Source organism: Stenotrophomonas sp. STEN029, from assembly GCF_056760015.1.
Genome location: NZ_JBRREC010000115.1, coordinates 1 through 13,157, shown reverse-complemented (window position 1 = coordinate 13,157; position 13,157 = coordinate 1). Strand labels below are relative to the sequence as shown.

Annotated in this window: 11 protein-coding genes; 6 read left to right on the top strand and 5 right to left on the bottom strand. The window is 65.7% G+C overall.

The annotated features are described in order from the left end of the window. Window positions 1–106: 106 nt before the first annotated feature. The 4 genes from ACVOLI_RS18685 to ACVOLI_RS18670 form a co-directional block, all read right to left on the bottom strand. A complete protein-coding gene (locus ACVOLI_RS18685) occupies window positions 107–901 on the bottom strand; it encodes a MetQ/NlpA family ABC transporter substrate-binding protein (protein WP_481615529.1) in 795 nt (264 codons plus the stop codon). 82 nt (window positions 902–983) lie between these two features. Further along, on the bottom strand, window positions 984–1,676 hold the full coding sequence (locus tag ACVOLI_RS18680; protein ID WP_481615528.1) for a methionine ABC transporter permease: 693 nt from the start codon (window positions 1,674–1,676) through the stop codon (window positions 984–986). Further along, window positions 1,673–2,680: a methionine ABC transporter ATP-binding protein gene (locus ACVOLI_RS18675; RefSeq protein ID WP_296251105.1), complete on the bottom strand. Its 1,008-nt coding sequence runs from the start codon at window positions 2,678–2,680 to the stop codon at window positions 1,673–1,675. Before ACVOLI_RS18675 ends, ACVOLI_RS18680 begins: the two co-directional genes overlap by 4 nt. Window positions 2,681–2,976: 296 nt before the next feature. Next, a complete protein-coding gene (locus ACVOLI_RS18670) occupies window positions 2,977–3,873 on the bottom strand; it encodes a DMT family transporter (protein ID WP_481615527.1) in 897 nt (298 codons plus the stop codon). A 92-nt stretch (window positions 3,874–3,965) separates the two neighbouring features. Here ACVOLI_RS18670 and ACVOLI_RS18665 point away from each other — a divergent pair, with 92 nt between their 5' ends. The 5 genes from ACVOLI_RS18665 (at window position 3,966) to ACVOLI_RS18645 (ending at window position 8,121) form a co-directional block, all read left to right on the top strand. Further along, window positions 3,966–5,084, top strand: coding sequence for a serine hydrolase domain-containing protein (locus tag ACVOLI_RS18665; protein ID WP_481615526.1), 1,119 nt, complete (start codon window positions 3,966–3,968; stop codon window positions 5,082–5,084). A gap of 90 nt (window positions 5,085–5,174) precedes the next feature. Beyond that, window positions 5,175–6,056, top strand: a complete 882-nt coding sequence (locus tag ACVOLI_RS18660) for a DUF2145 domain-containing protein (protein WP_481615525.1) — start codon at window positions 5,175–5,177, stop codon at window positions 6,054–6,056. Next, entirely contained in the window at window positions 6,053–6,574 is a 522-nt protein-coding gene (locus ACVOLI_RS18655) for a hypothetical protein (protein ID WP_296251096.1), read from the top strand. Before ACVOLI_RS18660 ends, ACVOLI_RS18655 begins: the two co-directional genes overlap by 4 nt. Window positions 6,575–6,605: 31 nt before the next feature. Then, complete coding sequence (locus ACVOLI_RS18650; protein WP_481615524.1) at window positions 6,606–7,109, top strand: hypothetical protein; 504 nt, start codon at window positions 6,606–6,608, stop codon at window positions 7,107–7,109. A gap of 448 nt (window positions 7,110–7,557) precedes the next feature. Then, a complete protein-coding gene (locus tag ACVOLI_RS18645; protein ID WP_481615523.1) occupies window positions 7,558–8,121 on the top strand; it encodes a queuosine precursor transporter in 564 nt (187 codons plus the stop codon). Window positions 8,122–8,160: 39 nt separating this feature from the next. Here ACVOLI_RS18645 and glnE read toward each other — a convergent pair whose 3' ends face one another. Beyond that, on the bottom strand, window positions 8,161–10,986 hold the full coding sequence (gene glnE, locus ACVOLI_RS18640) for a bifunctional [glutamate--ammonia ligase]-adenylyl-L-tyrosine phosphorylase/[glutamate--ammonia-ligase] adenylyltransferase (RefSeq protein ID WP_481615522.1): 2,826 nt from the start codon (window positions 10,984–10,986) through the stop codon (window positions 8,161–8,163). Between the two features lie 280 nt (window positions 10,987–11,266). Between glnE and ACVOLI_RS18635 the strand changes: the two genes are divergently transcribed. Continuing rightward, window positions 11,267–12,781, top strand: coding sequence for an acetyl-CoA hydrolase/transferase family protein (locus ACVOLI_RS18635; RefSeq protein ID WP_282271362.1), 1,515 nt, complete (start codon window positions 11,267–11,269; stop codon window positions 12,779–12,781). Window positions 12,782–13,157 lie beyond the last annotated feature (376 nt).

The following is a 13,157-nucleotide window of genomic DNA, read 5'->3' as shown; positions in this document are numbered from 1 at the left end:
GGTTTGGGACCTTGGTAAAGCCTCTGCCGAGCATGGCTCGGCACTACTGGTCGGGAATGCCGGTAAGTCCTCTGCCGAGCATGGCTCGGCACTACAACGGTGCGGCTTAGAACGCCGGCAGTACCGCGCCCTTGTACTTCTGCTCGATGAAGGCCTTCACTTCCGGGCTGGTCAGGGCCTTGGCCAGCTTCTGCACGCGGGCGTCGTCCTTGTTGTCCGGGCGCGCGACCAGGAAGTTCACGTACGGCGAATCGCTGCTCTCGATCGCCAGTGCGTCCTTGGTCGGATTCAGGCCGGCGTCCAGCGCGTAGTTGGTGTTGATCAGGGCCAGGTCGACCTGGTCGAGCACGCGCGGCAGCATCGCCGAGTCCAGCTCGCGGAACTTGAGCTGCTTCGGGTTCTCGGTGATGTCACGCTGGGTGGACAGGGCGTTGCTCGGGTCCTTGAGCTTGATGACGCCCGCAGTGTCCAGCAGGATCAGCGCGCGGCTGTTGTTGCTGGGGTCATTCGGGATCACCACGTCGGCACCGTTGGGCAGTTCGGCCAGCGACTTGAAACGACGCGAATAGGCACCGAACGGTTCGATGTGCACGCCGGTGACGGTGACCAGATCCGTCTTGCGGTCCAGGTTGTAGGCCGTGAGGTAAGGCTCGGTCTGGAAGTAATTGGCGTCCACCTGCTTCTGGACCAGCTGGTCGTTGGGCTGCACGTAATCGTTGAACACACGCACGTCGAGCTTGACGCCTTCCTTTTCCAGCAGCGGCTTGACCACTTCCAGGATCTCGGCGTGCGGCACGGCGGTGGCAGCAACCACCAGCTTGGACTCATCGGCGGCAGGCTTGCCGCAGGCCGACAGGGCCAGCACGGCGGCAATCAGGGGAAAGGTGAGCAGCTTTTTCATCGGTAACAGATCCCGTGGGGAAGGATGGTGTGGACATACGCTAACAGGCCGGCACGCTGCGTGCCGGCCTGCGGTCATTCCATTACTTGCGGCTGTAATGCGTAACCAGACGATCGCCGAGCATCTGCAGCAGCTGCACCAGCACCAGCAGCAAGACGACGGTGACCAGGGCCACGTCGGTGTGCGAACGCTGGTAGCCGTCACGGAAGGCCAGGTCGCCCAGGCCGCCGGAGCCGATCGCACCGCCCATCGCGGTGAAACCGATCAAGGCGATGGTGGTGACGGTGGCGCCAGCAATCAGGCCCGGCCGCGCTTCCGGCAGCAGCACCTTGAAGACCAGCTGTCTGGTGGTCGCACCCATCGCCTGGCTGGCTTCGATCACGCCACGATCGACTTCACGCAGGGCCGTTTCAACCAGACGCGCGTAGAACGGCGCAGCACCAACGACCAACGGCAGGATGGCGCCACGCACGCCCAGGGAGGTGCCCATCATCGCCAGCGTCACCGGAATCAACACGATCATCAGGATGATGAAGGGCACCGAGCGCAGCAGATTCACCAACAACGCGGTGATGCCGTAAACCACCGGCTTGCGGTGCAGCTGCGGCGAGCCGGTCAGGAACAGCAGCACGCCCAGCGGCAAACCAATCGCCAACGTCAGCGGCAACGAGCCGGCCAGCATCAGCAAGGTGTCGATCGTGGCCTGGCCGATGTCGGCCCACTTGCCCGCGTCCAGATGGCGGAAGAAGCCTTCGGTGGCAGTTGCAATGATCATCGGCGCAGCTCCTCGACATGCACACCGGCGGCGACGAAGGCCGCCTGCGCGGCATTCTGGTCACCGCCAACCAAGGCTACGGTCAGCTGGCCGTAGGGCGTGTCCTTGATGCGGTCGATGCGGCCGGTAAGGATGTTGTAGTCCACCCCGGTATCACGGGCGATGCGCCCCAACAGGGGTTCGTAAGTGCCCTCGCCAAGGAAGGTCAGGCGCACGATGCGGCCACCGACGGCAGCGAAATCACGCAGCTGCTCGCCTTCGTCCACATGTTCGGACTCGGACACGAAACGGCGCGTGGTCGTGTGCCTGGGATGCAGGAACACCTCGGAAACCGGGCCCATCTCCACCATGTGACCGGCATCGAGCACCGCAACACGGTCACAGACGCGGCGGATCACATCCATTTCGTGGGTGATCAGCACGATGGTCAGGCCAAGCTCGCGGTTGATCTTGCCCAGCAGCGCCAGCACCGAGGCGGTGGTCTGCGGGTCCAGCGCGCTGGTGGCCTCGTCGCACAGCAGGATCTGCGGGCGTGTGGCCAGCGCGCGGGCAATGCCGACACGCTGCTTCTGCCCGCCGGACAGCTGCGACGGATACTTGGCCGCATGTTCTTCCAGCCCGACCATGCGCAGCAGCTCGGCCACGCGGGCGTCGATCTCGGCCTTGGGCGTGCCGGCCAGTTCCAGCGGAAAGGCCACGTTGGCGGCGACGGTACGCGCCGACAGCAGGTTGAAGTGCTGGAAGATCATGCCGATGCGCCGGCGCAGTGTGCGCAGGCCATCAGCGTCGAGTGCCGTGGCATCCTGGCCGTCGATCAGCACACGCCCACCGCTGGGCTCTTCCAAGCGGTTGATCAGGCGGATCAGGGTCGATTTGCCGGCACCGGAGTGGCCGATGATGCCGAACACTTCGCCGGCCTGGATCTTCAGGTCGAGCGGATGCAGCGCGGTGATCGCGCGGCCGTCGACGGCATAAGCTTTCTGCAGGTGCTGGAACTCGATCACTGCCAGGGCAACCGGGGGGCATGAGAAGGGGGCGTGCAGCCTAGCAGCGCTGGGCCCTCGGCGCGCGTGCCGCAAACCGGAATCTTATTCCTTTTGGTTCTAAGTGAAACCGATCGGGGCTGTGCTGGGGGAGGCTACCTACTGTAGGAGCGGCGTCAGCCGCGAAGCAGATGGACCACCAGATCGCGGCAATACCTGTTCATATGGCATCACCAGCTTCGCGGCTGACACCGCTCCTACAGTTCTTCCCCTCCCTTTGGCGAAGCCAAGGGGGAGGACTGGGGAGGGGTTGGCTTTCAGGGATGATCAATCTGATCCGGCCGCTGCGCCCGCTGCACGCGTTCACGGTGCAGCAGGTACAGGCCACTGGCGACGATGATGCCGGCGCCGATCCAGGTCCAACGGTCAGGCAGCTTCTGCCAGAGCAGCACGTCCCAGCCGATCACCCAGACCAGGCCGGTGTATTCCAGCGGTGCGATCATCGAGGCCTGGCCCAGCTGGAACGCGCGGGTCAGTGCGATCTGGCCCAGCGCCCCCGCCAGGCCCATGCCGGCAATCAGCGCGGCGTGCTTCCACTGCAGCGGCTGCCACTGCGGCAAGGCCAGCAAACCGGCACCGATCGCCATGATCAGCAGGAACCAGACCACCATCGATTGCGGCGTATCCGTACGCGTCAACAGGCTGACCGTCACTGCAGCAATCGCATAGGCGGTCGCCGCCAGCAGCACCATCAGACCCGGGAACGAGATGAAACCATCCACGCCCGGCCGCAGCACAACCAGCACGCCGATCAGGCCGATGCCGATGGCGACCCAACGGCGCGGCCCCACATGCTCACCCAGCAAGGGCACCGACAGTGCCGCCACCAGCAAGGGCGCGACGAAGTAGATGGTGTAGGCGGTCGACAGCGACAAGGTGCGCAGCGCATAGACGAAGCAGCCGATCATCACCATGCCGAGCACGCCGCGCAGCAGATGCAGGCCCCAGCGCACCGGGATGATCGAGCGCGGACCGGCAGTGGCAAGCACCCATACAAGGACGAACGGCAACGAGGCGGCACCACGCAGCATGGTGACCTGCAAGGTCGGATAACTGCTGGACAGCATCTTCATGCCAGCGTCCATGCAGGAGAAGAAAGCGACGGCGGCCAGCATCCAGACGATGGCACGCACGGGGGATTTGGTAGGCGACATGGCCCCATTATCCGCTGCCAAGGCCCGGCTTGCCGACTGCCGGCAGTAATGGGCGATGGTATGTTCTGGCCATTCCCAACCAGGGCCCGACCATGCGCAAACCACTGAAGCATCCAGCTGCCACGCCTGCCCTGCTGCGTTTTGCCCCGTTGCTGCTCGTTGCGGTGCCCTGGATTGCCACTGCCGCGCAGCCGCCCAGCGCTGAAGCGCTGGCACAGCTGGATGGCTTTGCACTGGGGCTGCAGGCCGCCGGGCAGTTCTCGGGGACGGTGTTGATCGCCAGCGGCGATGAGGTGGTATTCGAGAAAGCCTACGGCGCGCGCGATGAGCAGCAGGAAACACCGCTGCAGGTGAGTGATCGCTTCAACCTGGCCTCGGCCGGCAAGATGTTCACCAGCGTGGCGATCCTGCAGCAGATCGCCGCCGGTCGCCTCAGCCTGGACAGCAAGGTCGGTGAGGTGCTCAAGGACTACCCCAACCGCCCGTTCGCCAATGAGGTGAGCGTGCGCCAGCTGCTGACACATAGCGCCGGTGCGGGGGATATCGATGAATTGTTTGGCGCCGAACACAGTGCTGATCGCGCGCGCCTGCACAGCCTGCAGGACATGGTCGCGCTGCATGCCGGGCGTGCACCGGAGTTCGCCCCTGGCAGCGCGCAGAAGTACGGCAACTTTGGCTACCTGGTACTGGGGCGGATGCTGGAAGTGCTCTCCGGGCAGGACTTCGAGAGCTACATCCGCCAGCACGTGCTGCAACCGGCCGGCATGCAGGATACCGGCTTCGTGGCCTGCGACGACCCCGCCGCCGATCTGGCACGGGCCTATGTGGACGTGGATGGCAAGCGCGTGCGCAACTGCGCCACCCAACCCAGGCGCGGCCTGCCCGCCGGCGGCGAAGTGGGCAGCGCGCGTGACATGTTCCGCTTCGTGCGGGCCTTGAATGCCGGCAAGCTGCTGCCAGCAGCACTGTTTGAACAGGCCACCCAGACCCAGCGCGAGTTCATGGGACTGGGCTTTTTTGCCACCGGCTACGGCAAGGACGTGCCGGCCCGCGACTTCCGCTGGGGCCATGGCGGCAGCACGGACGGTGTCTGCACCGACGTGCGCCATTACCCGGCAACCGGCGAGACGGTGATCGTGCTGTCCAACAAGGATGCGCCGGCCTGTTTCGCGGTTTCCGGCCTGCTGCATGCGCAATGGAAGCAGCCTTGAACGAAAAACCTGGCAAAGGCGGCCAGCAAGCGCGCGCCTGCGCAGGTTCCTAACGAATATTTCCCAAGCACCATGCAAGGATGCGCGCCGATGAAACCCCGCACCACACTATTGCTGGCAGTCTCACTGAGCCTGGCCACCCTCGCCGCCCCGGCATTCGCGCAACCGGCGTGCAGTCCGCGTTACCCGCCGCCGACCACGATTGCCGCCATGTTCGACATGGCCGCGGTCACCGCCGATACGCTCGACGCAATGCCCGACGTGGATGTAGCCATTGCAGCGCGCGGCGGGCAGGACCTGAGCAAGTACGGGTTGCGCCACAGCCATCTGGCCTTCCTGGTCCGCAACGACAGCGGCAGCTGGGACGTGGTGCACCTGCTCAACCGCTGCAAGAGCGACAGCTCGGACCTGTACCGCGAGGGCCTGGTCAACCTGGTCGGCGAGAGCTCGATCACCACCGACCTGCGGGTTGGCATTCCCACGCCGGAAGTCCGCGCCGCACTGAAGACATTGCTCGCCGGTGCAGCGCCACAGGCACGTGCGCTGCATGAGCCGCGCTACAGCATGCTGGCCTATCCCGGCAGCAGCGAATACCAGAACTCCAACCAATGGATACTGGAAGTCGCCGCGGCCGCAATGGCGCAGGCCGCAGGCGATGCGCCCCTCGCTGACCGCGCCAGCGCCCTGGCCTGGCTCAAGCAGAAAGGCTATACGCCATCACGCATGCACATCGGCATCGGCAAGCGGCTGGGCGCGCGCTTCCTTGCCGACAACGTGGCGGTCACCGACCACCCCGCCAGCGAACGCATTTCCGGCAATTACTCGGTGGTGACGGTGGAGTCGGTGTTCGACTTCCTGCACCGCAGTGGCGCGCTGCAGCGCGAACTCGCCGTCGCCCATCAGATACCCGTGCCGGCGGTGGCCGGCAGCAACACGCAAGCTCCCACACCTCAGCAGGAAGCCACACCATGAAACACCTGATCAAGAGCGGTGCCCTCGCCTTTGCCATTGTCGTCAGCCTCGGCCTCACCACGGGTGAAGTCCGCGCAGGTGAAATCAACGGCTCACAAGCTTCCGTGCTGGTGACTGGTTCCAGCGTGGTGATGGTGGTATCCGGGCCGATCTTCCTGTCCGCGGCCGGTGTGCGCGGCGCAGCTGACATGTCCAGGGAGTCGCGTGAGCGCCGCGAGGAGAAACGCCGCATCAGCGCCGGACCGCTGCCGGATCTGGAAGTGAAGTCGATCGAGACCGCGGCCGATGGCGGCCGTCGCGTCACCCTGGAAGATCCGGCCAATGCGGAAAACCGTGCAACCCTGCAGTGGCCGAAGCGCGAGGATGACCCGGCTGCGGGTTTCACCGTGGGCGCGAAGATTGCCTTCCAGCCGAGCCCGCAGGGCGCCGGTTGGATGCTGCGCAACCCGGAGGGCGCTGCATTGGCGTTCGTGCCAACCATCGAAGCGGTGGATGAGAGCCGCACCCGCACGCTTTGATTCCCCATTCGCTGTACTCGAGGAACACCGTATGAAATCCATGTTTTGCCAGTTGGCCTGCGCCGCAGCCATCAGCGCCATGTTGGTGATTGCACCCGCCCACGCTGGCGCCGACCTCAACCGCTCCGAGGTCTCCACGCTGGTGACTTCCGCCGGCGCATCGATGCTGGTGTCCGCACCGTTGCTGCTGGTGGCATCGGTTGCTGACAAGTCTTCCACCGCCGCCGACGAGCGCCAGGCGCGCCGCGTCAGCGCCGGTCCACTGCCGGACATGAAGGTCGAGGCGATCACCCAGGACGCCGATGGCGGCCGCAGCGTGGCGCTGGCTGATCCTTTGGATGCGGCCAACACCGCATCGCTGCATTGGCCGCAGCGCGAGGACAATCCGGCCGGGAACTTCGTGCTCGGGCAGACCGTTGCGTTCACGCCGAGCCCGCAGGGTGCGGGTTGGATGGTGCGTGCGGAAGATGGCGCCGTGCTGACCTTTGTGCCGGCGATTGAAGCGGCGTCGGTGAGTCATAGCGGGAGGCTTTGAGGCTGCAGTGCTGGTGCTTTCAGATCGCGGAAATGCCTGATTACACCCTTCTCCCGCTTGCGGGGTTAAGAACAGGCGTTTACGAGCCAAAGGCTCGTGACTGTTCGTACGCACCGCGTGCTACGCGGGGCCGGGGCGCGAAGCGAGGTGCCCGAAGAGCCTGCCCACGCGAAGGCGGGGGGCGGATGAGGGGGCTTTGGCTTTGATCTTTTGTAGCTCAAACGCAAGCAAAGCCAGCGGCACAAGCAAAAGCCGCCCTCACCCCAACCCCTCTCCCGCCGCGCGGGAGAGGGGCTCAGTCTGCTTGATTGCTGGCAATGTGCACTCCTGCTGCCTTGACATCCGTCTCGGCCACACCAGCTACAATGCCCACTGACCTGCCCTCCCGGGCACGGCCCTTCCCCTCTTCTATCGATGCAGTGCCTGGCGGCGCTGCCTGTGTCCGTTCATGTCCTCACATCCATCCATCCGCTTCGCTCCGCTGACCCCAACCTCACTATTGCTGGCCGTGCTGGCAATGGGTGCCGTGGTGCTGGGCTCGAATGTGCTGGTGCAGTACCCGATCAATGACTGGCTCACCTGGGGCGCCTTCAGCTACCCGATCGCCTTCCTGGTCAGCAATCTGATCAATCGCCGCTTTGGCCCGCAGGCGGCGCGCCGTGTGGCCTGGGCCGGCTTCGCGGTGGCGGTGGTGTTGTCGGTGTGGATCGCCACGCCGCGCATCGCGGTGGCCTCGTGCTCGGCCTTCATCGTTGCCCAGCTGCTGGACATCACCGTGTTCGACCGGCTGCGTGCCGGCAACTGGTGGCGCGCACCGATGGTGGCCACCACCTGCAGCGCCAGCGTGGATACCGCGATCTTCTGGTCGATCGCGTTTGCCGGCTCGCAGTTGCCGTGGGTCAGCTGGGCCGCAGGCGATCTGGCGGTGAAGCTGGCCATCGGCGTGTGCCTGCTGGCACCGTTCCGCGCGCTGCTGTGGAAGATGGCGCCGCTGCGCGGCACTCCGCGCTGATCGCTGCAGCCCGGTACCAACCCGGGCTGCTTCCCAACATCACTCCGCGCGCTTGCCCGGCTCGAACGGCAGGCCCTGCGCGATTGCTGCGGCACTGATCGCCGCACACGCCGCTTCGATCTCGGGCGTCGGGATGGCAATACGCGGGCGCCGGTCCAGGGTGCAGCTCAGGCCCGCATCAAGCAGTGTGGCGTGCGCCTCGTGCAGGGCTTCGGCCGTCGCAGCCGGCAACCAGCCTGCAGCGGCCAGCGCGGAGATCAGCAACGGGGTCTCCCTCGGACCGCAGAGCGACGGCGTGTGCTGTGCCTGCGACAGCACGCCGGTCTGCAGCACGAACTCCAGGTCGACCAGACCGCCTGCGCCCTGCTTCAGGTCCAGCCGCCCGGCATCGCTGCGGTCCAGTTCAGCGCGCATGCGTGCACGCATCTTCAGCACATCGCCGAACAAGGTCTCGTGCTCACGCGCACGGCCCAGGGTGTCAGCGCGTACCCGTTCGAAGTCGGACAACAGCGATGCATCACCGGCCACGCCACGCGCGCGTACCAGCGCCTGGTGCTCCCAGGTCCAGGCGCGCTCGCGCTGGTACTCGGTGTAGCTGGCCAACGAGGACACCAGCGCACCCTTGCCGCCGTCCGGGCGCAGGCGCACGTCGATGTCATACAGGCGGCCGGCGGCGGTCACGGCGCCGAGCAGGGCCATCACCTTCTGCGCCAGACGCGCGAACCAGCGGCCGCTGTCCAAGGGACGCGGGCCGTCGCTGCCTTCGCTGCCAGCCGGGCTGTCGTACAGGAACACCAGATCCAGGTCCGAACCAAAGCCCAGCTCGACGCCCCCCAGGCTGCCGTAACCGATGATCGCAAAGCGTCCGCCCGGCACTTCACCATGCGCCTGCAGCATGTCCGCATGCGCCATCTGCAGCACGGTCACCACCACCGCGTCGGCCAGCTGCGCCAGTTGCTGCGTGCAGTCCACCGCACGCTGGCGGCCATCGTGGAAGGCCAAGGCCATGCGGAAGCTCAGCGCAAGCCGCACTTCGTTGAGTGCACGCAGTGCCGCTTCCGGGTCATCGATCTGCAAGGCAGCGGCGCAGGCGTCCTGCATTTCCTGCGCCTCCGGCATCGGCCCAGCGACGCGGGTATCCAGCAACTCGTCCAGCAGCAGCGGGAACGCCACCAGCCGCTCGGACAACAACGCGCTGCGTGCCAGCACGTTGACCAATCGGGTCAAGGCGCTGGGCTGCTCGTCCAGCAGCGCCAGATAGCTGGTGCGGCGCAGGATGGCCTGCAGCAGGCCGAGCACGCGCCGCAGCGCCGCGTCGGGCTGCGGCGAACGGGTAGCCGCATGCAGCAGCGCCGGCAGCACCCGATCCAGACGCGCACGCGCATTGTCGGACAGTGACTTCACCCCCAGCGACTGGGCAAACTCGCGCAGCGATTGATCGGCGCCATTGGCGTCGGCAAAGCCGGCCTCGGCCAGCACTTCGGCGCTGCCGCCGCCGGGCAACACCCGCCAATAGCTGGACAACACATCCGGTGCCGCCTGCCCTTGGCGCGGCGCAAGCAATGCACCGAATTCAACACTGACGCGTTCGCGCTGCTCGTTCAGCGCCGCAAGCAAGGCATCCCAATCCGCATAGCCCAGGCCGAAGGCGACACGGCTGCGATCCAGCGCATCGTTTGGCAGGCAATGGGTCTGCGCGTCGCGCAGCATCTGCAAGCGGTTCTCGACGCGGCGCAGGAAGCGGTAGGCCTGGATCAGGTCATCGCCATCGCTGGCGGCCATCTGCCCGCCTTCGACCAGCGCGCGCAGCGCTGGCAGCAGGCGTCGCTCGCGCAGCGCCGGCTCGCGGCCGCCACGGATCAGCTGCAGTGCCTGCGCAAGAAATTCGATCTCGCGGATACCGCCCGGGCCGCGTTTGATGTCGTCCAGCCGGTCCTTGCGCGCGACTTCGGCGGTGATCGCCGCCTTCATCTCGCGCAGTCCATCGAGTGCGGTGAAGTCGAGGTAGCGGCGGTAGACGAAGGGCCGCAGCGTCTCCAGCCAGGCCTCGCCAGCGGCGATGTCGCCGGCCACCGCGCGCGCCTTGATCCATGCATAGCGCTCCCAGTCACGGCCTTCGCGCTGGAAGTACTGATCCATGCCGGCGAACGACAGGGCAACCCGACCTGCGGTGCCGAACGGGCGCAGGCGCAGGTCGACGCGGTGACTGAAGCCTTCGGCGGTGGTTTCGTCCAGCAGCCGCGCCAGCCGCTGGCCGAGCCGCGCGAAATACTCTTCGGCAGCCAGCGGACGCGCGCCGTCGGACTCGCCGTTATGCGGGTAGGCGTAGACCAGATCGATATCGGAGGAGAAGTTCAGCTCGCCGCCGCCCAGCTTGCCCAGCCCGAACACCACCAGCCGCTGCGCGCTGCCATCGGCGTCGCGAACCACGCCGTGGCGGCTGGCGAACTCCTGCTCCAGCGCCTCCAGGCCCAGCTGCAGGCATTCCTCGGCCAGGCGGGTGGCGCCCGCCAGGGTGGCATCGACGTCATCGAGTTCTAGCAGGTCGCGCCAGATCAACCGGGTCGAGGCCGCAGCGCGGTAGCGCCGCAGCTGGGTCGGCCAGGCGGTGGGCTGCAGCGGGTCCAGCTCGGGCAGCGGTAGCGGCGCTGGATCGGCCGCAGCCAGCAATTGCAGCAGCTCCGGCTGCCGGCACAAGGTATCGATGGCGAAATCGCTGGTAACCGCCAGCTGCCGCAAACCAGCCTCGAAGGCCTCTGATTGCGGCCATTGCGCCGGATCGGAAGCGGCCAGCTTGAGCCGGGCCAAGGCACGTTCGATTACTGGCTGAATGGATTCAGGTGCTGCAGGGGCGATTTGATTCATCCCGCGATTCTGCATCTGCGGCGCAGAAGTCGCCATCTCCGCCGATCAGGCGATAAAAAAGCCCGCTGACAGCGAACTGTCAGCGGGCCTTGCTCCCTCCCCCACGTCGGGATGCAGGGCGATCCTGCCGGGTGCGCAAACAACTTGCACGCTGCAGTGCAAAACAATACTGGGGAGTACAAGAGCACTGGCGCCGTAAAGACCATTCCACGAAGGTCCAACCCCCCTGTTCACGCCGAAGGGCGATAATCAGGCATCCCCCCAACAAACCGTAGTCGTCATGTCTGTCGAACGCATCCTGGACCCGCGCCTGCGCGACCGCATCGTTTCCGCCGAACAAGCCGCGGCCTTCATCCAGCCCGGCGAAACCGTGGCCATGAGTGGCTTCACCGGTTCCGGCTATCCCAAGGCGGTACCGCTGGCGCTGGCGCAGCGCATTGAAGAGGTTCACGCCGCCGGCCAGCCGTTCAAGATCAAGCTGATGACGGGCGCTTCGACCGCTCCGGAACTGGATGGCGCGCTGGCCAAGGCCGACGCCATCGCCATGCGCATGCCGTTCCAGACCGATCCGGATGCGCGCAAGCGCATCAACGAAGGCACGCTGGACTACATCGACATCCATCTTTCCCACGTTGCCCAGCACGTGTGGTTTGGCTTCTACGGTGAGATCGATACCGCGGTCGTCGAGGTTTCGGCTATCCGCGAAGACGGTTCGCTGGTGCCCTCCACCTCGGTCGGCAACAACAAGACCTGGCTGGACCTGGCCAAGAAGGTGATCATCGAGGTCAACGAGTGGCAGCCCGCGGACATCGAGGGCATGCACGACATCTACTACGGCACTGCGTTGCCGCCGCACCGCAAGCCGATCCCGTTGATCCACGCCAACGATCGCATCGGCCAGACCACGCTGGACGTGGACCCGGACAAGATCGTGGCCGTGGTGCGCACCAATGGGCCGGACCGCAACAGCCCGTTCAAGCCGATCGATGAAGACAGCCGCCAGATCGCCGGCTACCTGATCGAATTCCTCAAGCACGAAGTCGCCAAGGGCCGCCTGCCGGCCAACCTGCTGCCATTGCAGTCGGGTGTGGGCAATATCCCGAATGCGGTGCTGGCGGGTCTTGCTGAAAGCGGCCTGCGCGGGCTCACCTCGTTCACCGAGGTGATCCAGGACGGCATGCTGGACCTGCTCAAGTCCGGCGTGCTCGAGTACGCCTCATGCACCGGCTTCGCGTTGAGCCCGGAGGCGAACGAAGAGTTCAAGCGCAACATCAAGTTCTACCGCGAGCGCATCATCATGCGCACGCAGGAGATCTCCAACCATCCGGAACTGGTACGCCGCCTCGGCTGCATCGGCATGAACGGCATGATCGAGGTCGACCTGTACGGCAACGTCAATTCCACCCACGTGATGGGCAGCCGCATCATGAACGGCATCGGTGGTTCCGGTGACTTCACCCGCAACGGCTTCCTGTCCACCTTCCTGAGCCCGTCGATGGCCAAGGGCGGCTCGATCTCGGCGATCGTGCCGATGGTCAGCCATGTGGACCACACCGAGCACGATGTCTCGATCATCGTCACCGAGCAGGGCCTGGCCGATCTGCGCGGCCTGCCGCCGCGTGCACGTGCGCGCCAGGTGATCGACAACTGCGCACATCCGGATTATCGCGACCAGCTCAACGACTACTTCGATCGCGCCTGCCGTGACAGCTACGGCAAGCACACGCCGCACCTGTTGCCGGAAGCCCTGTCCTGGCATCAGCGCTACATCGACACCGGCAGCATGAAGGCCTGAGGCCAAACCTGTAGTGCCGGGCCATGCTCGGCAGGGGCTTTACCAGCGAAAAGCCGCCCTCACCCAACCCCTCTCCCGTACACGGGAGAGGGGCTAAAGCTGAAGGCCTGAAGCTCCACCTGTAGTGCCGAGCCATGCTCGGCAGAGGCTTTACCAGGAAGGCCCGATCCGTAGTGCCGAGCCATGCTCGGCAGGGGCCTTACCGGGAAGGCCTGATCTGTAGTGCCGAGCCATGCTCGGCAGGGGCTTTACCGGGAAGGCCCGATCTGTAGTGCCGAGCCATGCTCGGCAGGGACTTTACCGGGAAGACCCGATCTGTAGTGCCGAGCCATGCTCGGCAGGGGCTTTACCGGGAAGACCCTTGCCGAGCATGGCT